This is a genomic window from Xanthomonas axonopodis pv. maculifoliigardeniae (assembly GCF_041519315.1).
Taxonomy (GTDB): domain Bacteria; phylum Pseudomonadota; class Gammaproteobacteria; order Xanthomonadales; family Xanthomonadaceae; genus Xanthomonas; species Xanthomonas euvesicatoria.
On the sequence record NZ_CP167998.1, the window covers coordinates 1,574,456 to 1,591,356 of the forward strand.

Annotated in this window: 11 protein-coding genes; 5 read left to right on the top strand and 6 right to left on the bottom strand. The window is 65.5% G+C overall.

The features are described 5' to 3' along the window. The first annotated feature begins 97 nt into the window (after nt 1-97). Both dapE and asnB read left to right on the top strand, forming a co-directional pair. The gene (gene dapE / locus ACDH77_RS06935; protein WP_011346903.1) at nt 98-1,228 is read left to right on the top strand and encodes a succinyl-diaminopimelate desuccinylase; all 1,131 of its coding nucleotides are present in this window, start codon (nt 98-100) and stop codon (nt 1,226-1,228) included. A gap of 295 nt (nt 1,229-1,523) precedes the next feature. Beyond that, nucleotides 1,524-3,218 (top strand): asparagine synthase B, encoded by a 1,695-nt coding sequence (gene asnB, locus ACDH77_RS06940; protein WP_011346904.1) that lies wholly within the window; start codon nt 1,524-1,526, stop codon nt 3,216-3,218. A gap of 67 nt (nt 3,219-3,285) precedes the next feature. On the opposite strand, the gene hpaM is transcribed toward asnB, so the two are convergent. The 3 genes from hpaM to ACDH77_RS06955 form a co-directional block, all read right to left on the bottom strand. Beyond that, the gene (gene hpaM, locus ACDH77_RS06945; RefSeq protein WP_031421864.1) at nt 3,286-4,338 is read right to left on the bottom strand and encodes a type III secretion-associated outer membrane-bound protein HpaM; all 1,053 of its coding nucleotides are present in this window, start codon (nt 4,336-4,338) and stop codon (nt 3,286-3,288) included. A 441-nt stretch (nt 4,339-4,779) separates the two neighbouring features. Beyond that, nucleotides 4,780-6,918: a TonB-dependent siderophore receptor gene (locus ACDH77_RS06950; RefSeq protein WP_372353776.1), complete on the bottom strand. Its 2,139-nt coding sequence runs from the start codon at nt 6,916-6,918 to the stop codon at nt 4,780-4,782. 416 nt (nt 6,919-7,334) lie between these two features. Continuing rightward, on the bottom strand, nt 7,335-9,749 hold the full coding sequence (locus ACDH77_RS06955; protein ID WP_109290651.1) for a penicillin acylase family protein: 2,415 nt from the start codon (nt 9,747-9,749) through the stop codon (nt 7,335-7,337). 146 nt (nt 9,750-9,895) lie between these two features. On the opposite strand from ACDH77_RS06955, the gene bfr reads away from it, so the two are divergent. Then, nucleotides 9,896-10,381 carry a bacterioferritin gene (gene bfr, locus ACDH77_RS06960; RefSeq protein ID WP_003485327.1) on the top strand — a complete coding sequence of 162 codons (486 nt, stop codon included), beginning with the start codon at nt 9,896-9,898 and terminating at the stop codon, nt 10,379-10,381. Nucleotides 10,382-10,645: 264 nt separating this feature from the next. On the opposite strand, the gene ACDH77_RS06965 is transcribed toward bfr, so the two are convergent. The 3 genes from ACDH77_RS06965 to ACDH77_RS06975 form a co-directional block, all read right to left on the bottom strand. Next, entirely contained in the window at nt 10,646-11,302 is a 657-nt protein-coding gene (locus ACDH77_RS06965; protein WP_031421867.1) for a thiopurine S-methyltransferase, read from the bottom strand. A 361-nt stretch (nt 11,303-11,663) separates the two neighbouring features. Continuing rightward, nucleotides 11,664-13,907, bottom strand: coding sequence for a DNA topoisomerase IV subunit A (gene parC, locus ACDH77_RS06970; protein ID WP_031421868.1), 2,244 nt, complete (start codon nt 13,905-13,907; stop codon nt 11,664-11,666). Between the two features lie 61 nt (nt 13,908-13,968). Continuing rightward, nucleotides 13,969-14,820, bottom strand: a complete 852-nt coding sequence (locus ACDH77_RS06975) for a helix-turn-helix domain-containing protein (protein WP_031421870.1) — start codon at nt 14,818-14,820, stop codon at nt 13,969-13,971. A gap of 122 nt (nt 14,821-14,942) precedes the next feature. On the opposite strand from ACDH77_RS06975, the gene ACDH77_RS06980 reads away from it, so the two are divergent. Together ACDH77_RS06980 and ACDH77_RS06985 are read left to right on the top strand one after the other, a co-directional pair. Continuing rightward, complete coding sequence (locus ACDH77_RS06980; protein ID WP_014089765.1) at nt 14,943-15,383, top strand: MarR family winged helix-turn-helix transcriptional regulator; 441 nt, start codon at nt 14,943-14,945, stop codon at nt 15,381-15,383. 23 nt (nt 15,384-15,406) lie between these two features. Continuing rightward, a complete protein-coding gene (locus tag ACDH77_RS06985) occupies nt 15,407-16,897 on the top strand; it encodes an AdeC/AdeK/OprM family multidrug efflux complex outer membrane factor (protein WP_181388247.1) in 1,491 nt (496 codons plus the stop codon). The last annotated feature ends 4 nt before the right edge of the window (nt 16,898-16,901 follow it).

Below are 16,901 nucleotides of genomic sequence, written 5' to 3' on the forward strand. Positions count from 1 at the left end.
AGCTTCCACCACTGCAAGTGCGTTCAAGCCACGCCGATCGATGCAGACACGATCCCTCCATCAACGCCGCGCTGCGGCCCTACTGCGGTGACGTTTCATGAGCGATGTGCTGGAGTTGACCTGTGACCTCATTGCACGTGCCTCGGTAACGCCGGCAGATGCCGGTTGCCAGGCCGCGATTGCGCAGCGCCTGCGCGCAGCCGGCTTCGGCTGCGAGCACTTGCGCCTTGGCGAGGTCGAGAATCTGTGGGCAACCCATGGCAGCGGTGCGCCGGTGCTGGTGTTGCTCGGGCATACCGATGTGGTGCCGCCGGGCCCGCGCGAGGCGTGGACCAGCGACCCGTTCGATCCGCAGATCCGCGACGGCGTGTTGTATGGGCGTGGTGCAGCGGACATGAAAGGCAGCGTGGCCGCCTTCGTGGTCGCCGCAGAGCAATTCGTCGCTGCACACCCAACGCACTCCGGCACGCTGGCGGTGCTGTTGACCTCGGACGAAGAGGGCGATGCCATCGATGGCGTGCGCCGGGTTGCCGAGGTGTTTCGCGAACGCGGGCAAACGATCGACTGGTGCATCACCGGCGAACCGTCGTCCACCGAGCGCCTGGGCGATCTGTTGCGCGTGGGCCGTCGCGGCAGCCTGTCCGGCACGTTGACCGTGAAGGGTGTGCAGGGGCATGTGGCGTATCCGCACAAGGCGCGCAACCCCATCCATCTGGCAGCGCCTGCGCTGGCCGAACTGGTGGCGCGGCAATGGGACGACGGCTTCGAAAGCTTTCCGCCCACCAGCCTGCAACTTTCCAACATCCATGCCGGCACCGGCGCCAATAACGTGATTCCTGGCGAGCTGCAGGTGGCCTTCAATCTGCGCTATACGCCGCACTGGGACGCGCCGCGCCTGGAGGCTGAAATCACCGCGCTGCTCGATCGGCATGCGCTGGACTACACGCTGCGCTGGCACCGCAGCGGCGAGCCGTTCTATACCCCGGAAGGGCGGTTGCGCAGCGTCGCGCGTGAGGTCCTGGGGGAGTTCGCCGGTGCGCCGCCGGAAGAAAGCACCGGGGGCGGCACCTCCGATGCGCGGTTCATTGCGCCACTGGGTGCGCAATGCATCGAAGTGGGCCCGGTCAATGCCAGCATCCACCAGGTCGACGAGCATGTGCGCGTCGCCGACCTGCAGGCGCTACCGGCGCTGTACCGCACGTTGATCGAGCGCCTGCTGGTCGAGTGAGCGGGCCACGCAGACGCCGTCGTTGCCACTGAAACAGTTGCGCCGGTACCACCGAACCGTTAGCGTCGCCGACATGGTCCTTCGCCTCGCCAACCTCAATAACGCCAACCGCAGCAATCTGCGCGCGAATAATCGTGCGCGGCCGATGCGGATCTGCGACTAGGCGACGTCCACCAAGCGCCCAGGAACCAGAAAAACCCGCATCGGCCGATGCGGGTTTTTTTATGGGCGTCAATCCATGCAGCACGCTCTCACCCGGCCGCCACCCCCCCCGCAGTTCTTCAGGAGTGTTTCCATGTGTTCCATCTTCGGTATTTTCGGCCTGCAACCCGGTGACGACCTGCAGGCGCTGCGCCGGCAGGCGCTGGAATGTTCGCAGCGGCAGCGTCATCGCGGGCCCGACTGGAGCGGCGTCTACGTCGATACCGGTGCCATCCTGGTGCACGAGCGCCTGGCCATCGTCGATCCGGCCGGAGGCTCGCAACCGTTGCTCTCCGATGACGGGCAGCTCGCCTTGGCGGTCAATGGCGAGATCTACAACCACCGCGAACTCAAGGCGGAGCTGCTGCAGCCGTACGCATTCCAGACCGGCTCCGATTGCGAGGTGATCAATGCGCTGTATCGCGAAGATACGCCGGCCTCCTATCTCAACCGCCTCAACGGCATCTTTGCATTCGCGCTGTGGGACAAGACGGAAGGGCGCGTCATCATCGCGCGCGACCCGATCGGCGTGGTGCCGCTGTACTGGGGACACGACCGCGAAGGCCGTTTGCGTGTGGCCTCGGAACTGAAATCGCTGGTGGACGACTGCGCCGATGCAGCGCAGTTTCCGCCGGGCCATTGGTACGACAGCGCCACCGGCGCACTGAGCCGTTACTACGAGCGCGCCTGGCGCCACTATGACGCGGTGGAAGGTGTACAGGTGCAACTGCAGGAATTGCGCGAAGCATTCGAGCGCGCCGTGCACCGTCAGCTCATGACCGATGTGCCGTACGGTGTGCTGCTGTCCGGTGGACTGGATTCTTCGCTGGTTGCGGCCGTTGCCGCGCGCTATGCCCGTCACCGCATCGAAGAAAACGACACCACCGAAGCCTGGTGGCCGCGCCTGCACTCGTTCGCGATCGGCTTGAAAGGCTCGCCGGATCTGGCCGCCGCCGAAGTGGCCGCCGCGGCGCTCGGCACCGTGCATCACGGCTTCGAATACACCTTCGACGAAGGCCTGGATGCATTGCCCGACGTCATTCGCCACATCGAAACCTATGACGTCACCACCATTCGCGCCTCCACGCCGATGTTCTTGCTGGCGCGGCGGATCAAGGCAATGGGCGTCAAGATGGTGCTTTCCGGCGAAGGCAGCGACGAGATCTTCGGCGGCTACCTGTATTTCCATAAGGCGCCGAACGCGCGCGAATTCCACGAAGAGCTGGTCCGCAAGCTCGACGCGCTCAACAACTACGATTGCCTGCGCGCGAACAAGTCGATGATGGCCTGGGGCGTAGAGCCACGCGTGCCGTTCCTGGACCGCGAATTCCTGGATGTGGCGATGCGCATGGATGCCAGGTTCAAGATGATCGACAAGACCAGCGGTGGGGCAGCGCGCATGGAGAAGGGCGTACTGCGCGAGGCATTTGCCGGCTATCTGCCCGAATCGATCCTGTGGCGTCAGAAAGAGCAGTTCAGCGACGGCGTGGGCTACGGCTGGATCGACGGGCTGAAGGCGCATGCACAGGCGCAGGTGAGCGACCGCGAACTCGCCGCCGCCGACCGGCGCTACCCGGTCAATCCGCCGCAGACCAAGGAGGCGTATTTCTACCGCAGCTTGTTCGAGCAGTTTTTCCCCGGTCAGGCGGCGGCGGAAACCGTGCCGGGCGGCAAGTCGATTGCCTGTTCGTCGCCAACGGCGATTGCCTGGGATGCAAGTTTTGCCGCGATGGCCGACCCATCGGGCCGCGCGATTGCCGGGGTGCACGCGCAGGCGCTGGCTTCGTAAGGCTGCAGTCACTGCAGCGGCCGGCATGCATCGCTGCACGGCCGGCCGCTGTGTTGATCGGCGCGTCTTATTGCTCGTGACGCACGCAGTACCCATAGCGCTGCGGATCGATATCCACACCGGCCATGTCGGCCTGGTTGTTGCGCCATAGGTTCGGCTTGAAGTCGGCCGACGTGCAGTTGGCCGCGCGGTCCACGCCGATGGTGTAGGTAAATGGCGTGTTGGCGAAACGGTTGTTCTCGAACACGTTGTCCTGGCTCATGCTGTTGTCCCAGCACAAAATTTCCGGGGTGCGATAACGAATCGCGCAGGCCAGAAACACGCCGGCCACCTTGTTGCCGTCGAATTGATTGTTGCTGAAGCGATTGCGCCGCGCATCGGAGAGATAGATGCCCTGGCTGCCGTTGCGCTCGAAACGGTTGTTGCGGATCTCGCTGTCTTCCAGGTGTTCGGTGGTCAAGCCGGCGGCCACGTTGTCGTGGATGTAGTTGTTGACCATCGTGACCTTGGCGGTGCGGTTGAACGAGACGCCGTCCCAGATTGCGCCGGACACATCGTTGTTTTCGATGGTGATCTCGCGGGTGTCGTACTCGCTCAGCAGGCACGCGCTGCGGCACTTGTTGACCTGCAGGCCTGCAAGCCGGATGCCTTGCCCGGACCGCACCACCACCGCGCTGTTGCTCAGGTAGGGGCGCTCGGGCATGAACTCCTTGTCGCCTGTGCTCGCTACGATCTGCATGTCTTCGATGCTGACGTTGCGGATCACACCGGTGGGCTGCTGGTTTTCGTAATCGCCAACCACCAGCACCGGCTGCTGCACGCCGTCGGCCATGCGCACGATGGTGCTGGGGCCCTGGCCGCGCAAGGTGAAGTTGCCGCGATGGATCGACACCAAGCCGTTGAGCGGGAACTCGCCCTTTTCCAGGCAAAGTACCGTGGGCTTGTCGCTTTGCGGCAGTTTGTCGATGGCTTTCTGCAGGTCCTGGCCAGGACGTACCTTGGCAGTGCATGCGGCCACGGGCGCATCCGGCGGGCCGGATTTGGCTGGCGGCGCTGCCGTGCAGGCAGTCGCAAACATCAGTGGCAACAGGGCGGAAACGGAGCGGGCAAGCAAAGGCATGCGGATTCCGGTCAGTGGGGGAAGGAGGGCGATGTGCGGAGCAAGACTCCACATTCGCGACGGGCTCTAGTGTGTCCCACCGAACGTTAAGTTCCAGCCCATGCGCAGCCGCGCGATTCGGCGCAGGTTCATTACGTTGCCGCAGTCGAGGCTGCCTTGAACACACCGCACGGTCGGCTTGGCTGACCTGCATCACATTGCGCACGCTGTGTCGTCAGCGTGCGATTCGTCTTGCGTCGAACGTCTTGGCGCCTTCAAGCGACGGCTGCGGCCGTTTCCAGGTGTTTTGCGCATGTAACTTGCACACCGAGCCAGACGCGGTTTGTCGTTCCAAACAGGAGAGACACGTGTCTTGAGCGGGTGGCGAACGCAGGCACGCTGCGCTATTTGCGTTGCCGTCGCAGCGGGCCGGCGGCGCGCCACCGATCCGCTGCGCGCTGGTCAGAAGCTGTAAGCCAGCTGCGCGTAAAGGCGACGCGGCTCGCCGGGGAAGTGCCCGGCGCGCGTATTGAAACCGCTCACTGCATACACCTTGTCGAACAGGTTCTTGACGTTGATCTGCAGCTTCCACGCGTTCCATTGCGTCTGCCAGCTGATGTCGTAGATGGCGTACGGTTTGACGCGTTGCCCATCCAGGCTGACGCGTTCGCCCACGTAGTCGGCACCGAAGGCGATCGCCGAGCGCCAGGCGGGCAGGTCGTAGCGTGTCCACAAGCCAAAAGTGTTGCGCGGTGCATTGGCGAAGCGATCGCCAGAGGCATTGGTGATGCCGTTGGTGCCGGCATCGAGCACGCGTGCATCGTTGTAGGCATAAGTGAGATTGAGCACCCAACGTTCGGTCAGGTCGGCCAGCAGGTCGACTTCCAGCCCTTCGCTGCGCACCAAGCCAAGCGCGGAGAGTTGATTGACGCCGTCGACGACGCGCCCGTTCGCCTGCACGATGTTGCTACGCTCGATGCGATACAGCGCCGTGTTGAGGGTGAGCCCGCCATCGTTGAGCGCAGTCTTCAGGCCCACTTCCCATTGGGTGCTGCGTTCCGGTGCGAACGGGCCGCCCACGCTGCTGTCCTGGTTGGCCGCGTCCTGCGGCAGGAAGCCGCTGGCATAGCTTGCGTAGGCATTGATGCCGTCGCGTAACACGACGGTGCTGCCGACGCGCCAACTGAGATCGTTGCCGGTGACGCGCGAACCAGTCAGCAGGTCGTCGTCCTTGAAGCCGTCCCAGCGTAGCCCGGCCATTGCATACCAGCGCGGCGTCAGCGTGAGTTCGTCCTGCAGATATGCACCGTAGCGTTGACTGCGCGTGCTGGTGGTGCGCCAGGGCAGGGCATCCAAGCCGTAGTCGTAGAAGCCGCTGCGGCCGTACACCGGGTTGAACAAATCGATGCCGGGCACCGGGCCACGTACGCGTCCGGTGTCGGCGGTGTTGGCGGTTTGCGCGCGGAAATCCGCGTCCAGGCGGTAGTAGTCCGCGCCCATCAGCAACGTGTGGTCGATTGCCCCGGTACTGGTGCGGAATATCGCGTTGACGTTGCTGGAGATCGCATCGTTGTCGCGGTATTGATTGCGCAGCTGCCGGGTCATCCACTCGGCGGTACCGTCGCGATCGCGGTCGATCAACCCCATTGGCTCGTGATAGATCTGATGCTCCTGGTTCTTGAACCAGCGCAGCGCCATGTCCACCTCCCACGCGCTGGACGGCGCAAACCGATATTGCGCAAGCGCCACCTTGGCGCGCATGTCCAGGAAATCTGTGGGTTCGTTGTGGTTCCAGCGCCGGTCGGTGAGGAAGTTGCCGGCGTTATCGACCGGCACGCCGCGCAAGCGGTTGCCGCCCAGGTTTTGGGTGATGTCGGTGTATTGCAGGGTGAGCTCGCCGGTATCGCCCAGATCGAAGGCCACCGACGCATCGCCGATCTGGCTCTGGCTGTCGGTATTCCAACGAAATCCGTCTTCGCCATCGGCATAGGCGCCGATGCGGTACCGGATGCGGCCATCTGCGCGCGCAGGGCCGGTGGCCTCGAACGAGGCTGCACCGAAGGATTGATTGCCCAGCTGCAGCTCGATGCGTCGGGCCGCCTGATGAGCGGGTTTGCGCGTGACATAGTTGATCACACCCCCGGGTTCGCCACCGCCGTACAGCGCACCGGCTGGACCCTTGAGCACTTCCACACGCTCGATGTTGAACAGTTGCGGCACCGAGAACCCGGCATACGGGTCGCCACGCAGGCCGTCGTACAGCACGTTTTCCTGGCGGAAGCCGCGCAAGGTCACACCGGCATAGCTGAAGAAGCTGATGCCACTGATGCTGCGATACAGATCGGTGATCTGCCGCGCAGCCTGGTCGTCGATCAACTCGCGCGGCAGCACCTGCACCGACTGCGGCACCAGTGCCAGCGGGGTATCGGTGCGCGTGGCAACAGCTGCGTCTTCGGACTTGTAGAGCGTCTGCGCACGGCCGATGACATCCACGCCATCCAGCTCGGTCACGGCTGGCGTGGTGGTGTGCTGAGCGAAGGCGGGCAGGGTGTGCAGAGCGAGCGCAGCGGCGAGCGCGGTGACAAGAGGCGTGGGGTGCATTGATCACTAATGGGAATGGTTATCAAATGCATCTTAGCATGATGTGTTTGCTTGATCACGGAGGTGGCCGGGTGTGGGGCGCCCTGTTTGGTGGCAGATGCGCGCGCACCTGTGCGGATGCAGACATGCGACGCGAAGATGCGGAGCCCTGAAATGGAGGCATGAGTGCAGCCTCCCCTCTCCTGCCGGAATATTGTCCTGCTGCACGGGTGAGAAGGTGCCCGAAGGGCGGATGAGGGTACGTGCGAAGCCTGATGGGCGCGCGCAGGGGCACATCACGCACTCGTCCAATCGTGCTGATGGCCGTACCCTCACCCCACCCCCTCTCCCGAGGGGAGAGGCGCCTGAAGCGGCGATGCTGTTGACGTCTTCGTCCTGCTTCGCTGGACGCTGCGCAGCCGCGTTGCCGCCCGCTGTTACTGCGGATGCAATTGCAGCGTATATCGCGTGGCAGTGGGCAAGAATGGTGTGGGTCTGCCATGCACCCAATCGTCGTGCCCTGCGCCCCAGAACGGCGAGAGCGGGTGGCCGCTCTGTCCGCCGGGCATGTGCACGATGCCGTCCTGCTCGTGGCCGGGCGAAACCACCATGCGCTCGGAGGCGCCAAAGCCCGGGCCTTGCACACGCGGCATGTCGCGGTCGCCCGGCAGTTGATCGGGCGGCATGCAGAGCCAGCGCTTGGCCAGGGCGGGCAGGGCACGCGCGATGGGGTGGCAGATGGTGGCGGTGTTGCGCTGGCCCCAGGTGTGCTGGCCGCGCGGTTCGCTTTGTGCGTCTTCTGCAATCACCTCTGACTGCGCACTGCGCGCAGCATCGTCGAGCAACTGGTCCCAGCTTGCGGCGGTGGGCGGTAACAGGTGGGCCGGGCGCTGTTGCAGCAACGGCCAGACGACGCCCTCCAGTTGCGCGCGACGCGGCGGCAGGAACTCCTCGCCAAGTGCGGCTTTTGCCGGGGCCAGCAGGCCGGCTTCCACCGCTTCGATGGTCTTGTTGCGGAATTCGCGCACGATGCGATAGCTGGCCGAGCCAGTCGATGCGTGCCCGTCCCAGTCGCGCGTGGCATGTGCAATCTGTTGCAGTGCCGGGTCCTTGCTGTGCTCGACCACGCTACGCAGCAGTTGCCACCATCGCGTAAGCAGCACGGCGCGATCGTCGAGCTGGATGGCGAGCAGATCGCGTTCGTTGAAGCGCTGCTTTGCGAAAAGATCATCGCGAATCTGCTGGGCACGCGCGCCAAGGTCGTAACCTGCGTTGCCAAGCGTGGCCAGTTGCTGCGCATCGACGATACGGTTGTTGGCGGTCCAGAGCCGGTGCGACGGTGGATCGATCAACGCAGGCGCAGCATCGCTGCGCAGCGACCATGGCAGGCAGGTGCCCGACATCGGCGCTGCAGCCGGTTCTGCAGGTGCGCCGGATGCTGCCTCAGGGACGGGCGTCGATGTCGCCAGTTCGGCAATCCCGCTCGGGCCGCACCCGGCATTGCGGGCGGGGCGCGCGCCGATCAGCCGCCAGGCGATGCGCCCGCTGCGATCGGCAAGCAGCAGGTTCTGCGCCGGAATGCCGGAGCGGTCGGCCACCGCGAACGCCGCCTGCAGATCGCCCGCCGTGCTCATCTGCGCGAAGTCCAACCGGATCGCACCGGGCAACTGCGCCACCCAGCGCAATGCCAGCGCGCTGCCGTCGGCGTTGACGTGCAGCAGCGGTCCCCACGCCGCTTCGCGGACCTCGAACTGCACCGGCGCTGCGCCCGCCACGCGGATGGTTTCCACATGCCTGGTCAGTGCTTGCGGGTGACCCGGCGTGGGTGCAGGAATGCGCGCGAAATCCGCGGTGTCGATATAGCTGTTGGTAAATGCCCAAGCCACGTGCCCATTGCTGCCCACGACCACCGCCGGCAAACCCGGCAGGGTGAATCCGGTGACATCCACCTTGCCCTCGGGCGCATTGCTGTCTGCATAGCGCAGGCGTGCGCGGAACCAGATATTGGGCGCGCGCAGGCCCAGATGCATGTCGTCGGCAACGATGGCGCGGCCGTCGGCGGTGAGGCTGCCGTCTACCGCGAAGTTGTTGCTGCCCGGTGTCGGCGTTTCCGCGTGGGGCGCGGCAGGCCGATGCTGTAGACGCCGTAGATCCAGCGTGGTCGCATCCGGCAAGCTGGCATCGCCCTGCGGCTCCCCGAACAACGGCGCGTCCCAACTGGAGCCCTGGTGGTCGAGCAGTGCCGCCAGCGCAGGCGGCACCACGGCACGGATGCGCGCGGCGGCCAGCTCGGTCTGGTTATCGCTGTCCTGCAGGTCCGCGTACATCGCAAGGCCGGTGAGGATGGAGTCGTCCAGCGTCCATGCGCGCGGTGTCTGGCGCAGCAGCAGATAGGGCCAGGGCCGTACGCGCAGTGCCGCCAGTCCTGCGTTGACGCCATCGGTATAGGCTTGCAATGCAGCGTGCTGGCTGCTGGTGGCGATGTCCAGGCTGGCCTGCACGCGGGCACGCAGGCGATGCACGCGGTTGCGCTTGTCCAGGTCCACGGCCTTGGCGCCAAACAGCTCGGACAACTCGCCGGCCGGTGCGCGGCGCATCAGATCCATCTCGAAATAGCGTTCCTGCGCATGCACGTAGCCGAGCGCGCGCATCGCATCGAGCTGGTTTGCTGCATCGATGGTGACCACGCCCAGCCGGTCGCGCTGCACGCTGACCGGCGCAGCCAGGCCGCTGAGCGCGCTGTCGCCGTCCAACTGCGGCAGGCTGCCGCGCATCAACAGATACAGCCCCAGGCTGGCCGCCAGGACCAGCAACACGATTCCCAGCAGCAGCCGGCCCAGCCATTTACGCATTGTCGGTTCCTTGGACCCCGGTGAAGTGTGGCCGGCGGACATGACCGTGGCGGGTCCGGCCGCAAGCGCAACTGAAAGTGATTCCGATTAGATCATTGCCCGGCGGCTTAGGGCACCATGCGCGCATTGCGTCGCTGGAGCACACCATGAAAGGCCATCCCGAAGTCGTCGATTACCTCAAGCAGCTGCTGCGCGGCGAATTGGCGGCGCGCGATCAATATTTCCTGCATTCGCGCCGGTACGAGGATCAGGGCCTGATGGCGCTGTACGAGCGCATCAACCATGAGATGGAAGAGGAGACCGAGCACGCCGATGCGCTGCTGCGGCGCATCCTGTTCCTGGAAGGCGACCCGGACATGCGCCCGGCCGAATTCACCCCGGGCAAGACCGTGGTCGAAATGCTGGAGCGCGACCTGGTGGTCGAGTACGAAGTGCGCGCTGCGCTCGCTGCCGGCATGAAGCTGTGCGAAGAACATGGCGACTATGTCAGCCGCGACGTGCTGCTCAAGCAGCTGCAGGACACCGAAGAAGATCATGCGTGGTGGCTGGAGCAGCAGCTTGGCCTGATCAAGCGCATCGGACTGGAGTTGTATCAGACCTCCAAGATCGACAAGGGTCACGTCGCCGGTTGAGCCGGCAACGCCGCTGCGCAGTCGCTTGGCTGGCTGACGCGGCGTGAACCGGCTCGGCATGGAATACGCGTGCCTAGCCATTCCCACGATGCTCTGTGCGGCCTGCCTGCCACTCCTGCAGCTGGCTGCAGGATTTCGTTTTGTCGCGTTTTGCTGCAGAACGACCGCATGGCGCAATGCCGCGCTGTTCTGATCCGCCACCGAGGATTGCAGCATGCAGACATGCAATTGCCACGTGATGGGCGTGCAGCGCCCGACGGCCTTTCAGCGGCGTTGCAGGCGATAGACAGCCGTCGATAACCCGGTGACGCCTTCATCGCGGAAGCGTGGTTCCTGATCGAGGATGTCGCGGTGTTCCAGCTGGTCTACCTGCCAGGCGGCATCGAAAAGTGCATGCACGTGCGTTGCGTCCACCGAGAACGGCGGGCCGGCCTTTTCAGCCTGCGGATATTCCAGGGTGATCAGCAGGCCGCGGCAGCGCGAGGACAACGGCGCGTAGACCGTTTGCAGGTAATGCTGGCGCAGTTCGGCCGGTAGCGCGACCAGTGCGGCGCGGTCGTAGACGGCCGTGCAGTCGGCCAGCGCGCTGGCGTCTAGCGCGAATGCATCGCCGCAGATGATCTCGATCGGGCCGGCGATGAAATGCTCGCCAGCAGCGCTGCTGTGACGCTTCGGTTGAAGCCCTGCCTCATCGAAGAATTGCGTCACCGCCAGCGGCGACAGCTCCACGCCAAGCACGCGATGGCCTTGCGCCGCCAGCCAATGCATATCCAGCGTCTTGCCGCACAGGGGCACCAGCACGCGCGCTTCCTTCGGCAGATCCAGCGCGTGCCAGTGCTTTTGCAGCAGCGGCAATACCTCTTGCTGATGAAAGCCGGTGTGTCCCAGCTGCCAACGTTCCAACCAGAAATTCGTGTCCATGCGTTGCCTTGTCAGTGGCTGTCTCCACTGTGGTCATGCGAGCGTGGGGCGTGGCGCGTTCTGAAGCGGTGCGCGGCGTTGGCTGTGCGTTTGCGACTGCATCGTTGCGCCTGGATGAGAATACTTGATGCCAGTGCATCAGCAGTTTTATTGCCTGCAATGCCCCAGGTGTGCGGACGCCTGGTTGCGTTGCACGGGAGCAGTAGGGGAGCAACGTCCTGCAGCGGAGGGGTGGCGCGTTGAAGGAGGATAAGTTCCTCCGCCAGGGCAGACTCCTGCGTGTGTTGGGCCGCCCCAGCAGCCTGAGGCGACCGCAGTCCCCACCGCGCCGCTGCGCGCCGGGCGAGTGAATTGCCGTCTCCTACTGCACCTCCAACCCGTCCACCTTCTGCCACCCACGCGGCAACAACGATCCACGGCTCGCACGCGCACCCACATACGTATCCAGGTCCTTGAACGACAGGCTCATGGTGCGTGCGCCGCTGCGCACCAGCAGCGTGTTGCCTGGTGCGACCGCCACCACGGCCACCACGCGTTCGGTGCCGAGCTTGGCCTTGGGGATCTCGATGATCTTGTTGCCTTTGCCCTTGTCCAGCTCGGGCACGTCGGTGGCCGGCACCGCCAGCAGATTGCCGGCACTGGTCACGGCGACAATGCGATCGGTTTGCGGGTTGCTTACCTGGGCCGGCGTCAGCACATGCGAGCCGGTGGTGAGATTGAGCATCGCCTTGCCGGCCTTGTTGCGGCCGGTGAGGTTTTCGAAACGGGTGACGAAGCCGTAGCCGTGCGAGGATGCCAGCACGAAGCGGGTGGCGTTGTCGGCGCTGGCCATGACCTGGAACGCTGCGCCCGAGGCCGGCGAGAACCGTCCGGTCAACGGTTCGCCATTGCCACGCGCCGAGGGCAGGGTGTGCACGGCGGTGGAATAGGCGCGGCCATCCGAATCCAGGAACGCCACCTGATGCGTGCTGCGGCTGCGCACTGCCGCCAGCAGGCCATCGCCTTCGCGGTAGGACATGCCCGCAGGATCCACCTCGTGGCCCTTGGCTGCACGCACCCAGCCCTTCTCCGATAGCACCACGGTCATCGGTTCGCTGGCCACCATTTCGGTTTCGTCGATGGCCTGCGCGGCGCCACGCTGCACCAGCGGCGAACGCCGCGCATCGCCGAACTTCTTGGCATCGGCAGTCAGTTCGTCCTTGATCAGCTTCTTCAGCTTTGTCTTGCTTTCCAGGATCGCCATGAGCTGCGCGCGTTCCTTGGCGAGTGCTTCCTGTTCGCCGCGGATCTTCATTTCCTCCAGGCGCGCCAGTTGGCGCAGCTTGGTTTCCAGAATGTATTCGGCCTGTTCTTCGCTCAGCGCGAAGCGCGAGATCAGCACCGGCTTGGGTTCGTCTTCGCTGCGGACGATGCGGATCACTTCGTCCAGGTTGAGGAAGGCGATCAACAAGCCTTCCAACAGGTGCAGGCGACGCTCGACCTTCTGCAGGCGATGGTTGAGGCGGCGGGTCACCGTATCGCTGCGGAAGCTCAGCCATTCGCTCAGCAGGTGCTTGAGGTTCTTGACCTGCGGGCGGCCATCCAGACCGATCACGTTGAGGTTGACGCGGTAGCTGCGCTCAAGATCGGTGGTGACGAACAGGTGGCCCATCAGCTGTTCGGCATCGACGCGATTGGAGCGCGGCACCAGCACCACCCGCACCGGGCTGGTGTGGTCGGACTCGTCGCGGATGTCTTCCAGCCACGGCAGCTTCTTGGCGCGCATCTGCTGGGCGATCTGCTCGATCACCTTGGACGGGGAGACCTGGTAGGGCAGCGCATCGATGACGATGTTGGCGTGCTCTTTCTTGTAGGTGGCGCGCGCGCGCACGCTGCCGTGACCGGTCTCGTAGATGTTCCGCAGGTCCGCAGCCGGGGTGATGATCTCGGCGGTGGTCGGGTAATCCGGGCCCAGCACGTGCTCGCACAGCTGCGCGACCGTGGCGTCAGGGTCATCGAGCAGCCGCAGCAGTGCGCTGACGATCTCGTTGAGATTGTGCGGCGGCACGTCGGTGGCCATGCCCACCGCAATCCCGGTGGTGCCGTTGAGCAGCAGGTGCGGCAGGCGTGCCGGCAACCAGGTGGGCTCTTCCAGGGTGCCGTCGAAGTTGGGCGCCCAATCGGTGGTGCCCTGGCCAAGCTCGCCCAGCAGCACTTCGGCGATCGGGGTCAGCTTGGACTCGGTGTAGCGCATCGCTGCAAACGACTTGGGGTCGTCGGTGGAGCCGAAGTTGCCCTGGCCTTCGATCAGCGGATAGCGGTAAGAGAACGGCTGCGCCATCAGTACCAGCGCCTCATAGCAGGCACTGTCGCCATGCGGGTGGTACTTACCGATCACATCGCCCACGGTACGCGCGGATTTTTTCGGCTTGGCGGCGGCGTTCAGGCCCAGCTCGCTCATCGCGTAGACGATGCGGCGCTGCACCGGCTTCAGGCCGTCACCCAGGAACGGCAGGGCGCGGTCGAGCACCACATACATCGAGTAGTCGAGATAGGCGCGTTCGGCGTATTCGCGCAGCGGCAGCTGTTCAAAGCCGTGGAAGGTAGGGCGGGTCAGATCGGTCATGTAAAGCCAGGTCCTGCGTGAAGAGGAACCCGCGCCGGGGCGCGGGCTCGAAGAGCGCCGATTATCCGGATGCGGCGGGGGATGCCAAGCCGCGCGCATGCGGGCCGGCCAGATAACGGGTGGGCGGGGCGCCGAAATGGCGATGGAACACGCTGACGAAGGCGCTGGGGCTGCTGTAGCCAAGCTGGTCGGCCACCTGCGCCACCGCGTGGCCCTGGCTCAGCCGCCGCAGGCCTTCGGTCAGCCGCGCCTGCTGCCGCCACTGCGCAAAACTCAGGCCGGTCTCGTCGCGGAAATGCCGGCTCAGGCTGCGCGGCGACAATCCGCCCCAGTCGGCCCAGGCGTCGAGCGGGCGCGGGTCGGCGGGCGTGTCGAGCAACTGGCGGGCGATCCGCAGCAGCCGGCGGTCGGCCGGCATCGGCAGGTGCAGGTGGTCGATCTGCACCTGGCATAGCTCGTCCAGCAGCACCGCGGCCAGGCGTTGCTGGGCGGCATCCAGCGGCTGATCCAGTGGCCAGTCGGCGGCCCGCATGATGGCCTCGCGGGCCAGCCCGGTCAGCCGGATCACCCCGCCTTGCGCAGGCAGGGCGGCGCAGGCATCCGGCCGCACAATCACGCCCCACCCGCGCATCGGCCCGGCCAGCTCCACGGTGTGCTGCTGCCCGGGCGGCATCCAGCCGGCGCAGCCCGGCGGCAGCGACAGGGCACCCTGTTCGGTATGTACGGTGAGCACGCCATGCTCCACATACATCAGCTGGCCGCGGACATGCGCGTGCCAGGCAGTTTCCGGCGCCCACACCTCGCGCAGCTCCGCCAGGAACGCGATCAGCACCGGCCCATCGGCCCTTTCAAAGCTGGCGCGTACGCCTGGCGGCAGGGCATCGATCTGGGTTGGCGGGTTTTCGATACTCATTGGCCGAATTGTATTACCGAGCCAGCGCACGCGCCGCGTAAGGTGGCGATCCTTGCGGGCGGTTTAATCCCTGGCGGGATAATTGCGTTGACAAATATATTTTTCGGAACAAAATGTGCGGCATGAATGTTTCGTCTTCCGCCACACCGTCGTTCGGCCTGTTGCTGCGTCAGGTGCGCGATGCGCTGATGCGCCAGCTCGATGCCGAGATGAAGGGCGAACTGCCCGATTTCGGTTTCAGCCACTACGTGGGCCTGAAGATCCTGGCGGTGCGCTCCCCGTGCACGGCCAACGAACTGGCGCTGGCGCTGGACCAGACCCCGAGCGCGGTGACCCGCCTGCTCGACAAGCTTGAAGCGCTGGGCGCGGTGCGGCGTGAGCCGCATGCGCAAGACCGGCGCGCGCTGCAGATCGTCATGACCGAGCAAGGCGTGGCGCTGTGGGAGCGGTTGCGCCTGCGCGGCGAACGCGCCATCGAGCACGGCCTGCGCGACCTGTCCGCGGCCGAGCGCGAACTTCTTACCTCACTTCTTATCCGTGTCCGCGATGCACTCAACTCATGAACGCTGCTAGTTCCCCGACCCAGATGCTGCGCCCGCGCTCGATGCGCCTGGCGCGGCCGCTCGTTATCACCGCCCTGGCATTGGCGTTGGCCGCCTGCGCCAGCAGCCGTGGGCTGAATCCGCAAGGCGCCGTGCTGGATCCGAGCACGCTGCATGCAGAGCGCACCCTGGCGCAGCAAACCACGTTGAGTCCGGCCGCGTGGCCGGCCAGCGATTGGTGGCGCGCGCTGGGCGATGCGCAGCTGGACGCGCTGATCGCCGAAGGCCTGCAGCACAGTCCCAGCCTCGCTGCGGCGGATGCGCGCCTGCATCAGGCGCAGGCGCGTATCGGCACTGCGCAGGCCGAGCGCGGCCCCAGCCTGTCGGCGTCCGGCGGCTACACCGGCCTGCAGCTACCTGAATCGATGGTCGGCGAAGAGCTCGGCGGCAGCTACGGCGGCAGCGCGCAGGTCGTGCTGGATTTCCGCTACGGCATCGATCTGTGGGGCGGCAAGCGCAGCGCGTGGGAAGCGGCGGTCGACCAGGCGCATGCGGCCGAAGTGGATGCGCAGGCGGCACGATTGAATCTGTCGTCTGCGATTGCCGAAGGCTATGCACAGCTCGCGTACGCGTGGAGCCTGCACGACCTGGCCAACGACGAATTGAGCCGTGCGCAGAAGACCCTGGAGCTGACCCGGCAACGCCGCAGCGCCGGCATCGACAGCGAGTTGCAGGTGCGCCAGGCGCAAGCGCGCGTGCCGGCCGCGCAGCAGCAGCTGCAATCGGCGCAGCAGCAGATCGACGAAGCCCGCACCGCGCTGGCGGCCTTGGTCGGGCAGGGCCCGGATCGCGGTTTGGACATCGCCCGTCCCGTACTCGGCGCGGGCATCGCCACGCAGTTGCCGAGCATGCTGCCGGCCGACCTGCTGGGTCGTCGGCCCGACGTGGTGGCGGCACGCTGGCGCGTGGAGGCGGCCGACAAGGACATCGCAGTCGCCAAGACCCGCTTCTATCCCAGCCTCAACCTCACCGCGCTGGGCGGTGTGATCAACCCGGATGTCGGCAAGCTGCTGGAAAGCGGCTCGGTGTTCGGGCTGGTCGCGCCGGCGCTGAGCCTGCCGATCTTCGACGGCGGCAAGCTGCGCGCCAATCTGGCCGGCAGCGACGCGCAATACGACCTGGCCGTGGCCGACTACAACCAGAAAGTGATCGCTGCGCTGCGCGAAGTGGCCGACCAGGTCACCGCCGTGCGTTCGCTGGAGCAACGCGCGCAGGCGCAGAACGATGCCGTGCAGACCGCCACGGCCGCCTTCGATCTGGCCCAGCAGCGTTACCGCGCCGGCATCGGCAGCTATCTGGAAGTGCTCAGCGTACAGGAGCAGTTGCTCCTCGCACGCCAACGCATGGCCGGGCTGCAGTCGCAACAACTTCTGGCCTCGGTGAGGTTGCAGCGTGCGCTGGGCGGCGGATTCACGCCGGAACCCGCACGCGACACCGCCCACGCCGCGCCCACTTCCGCACAACCGAATTCCTGAGACA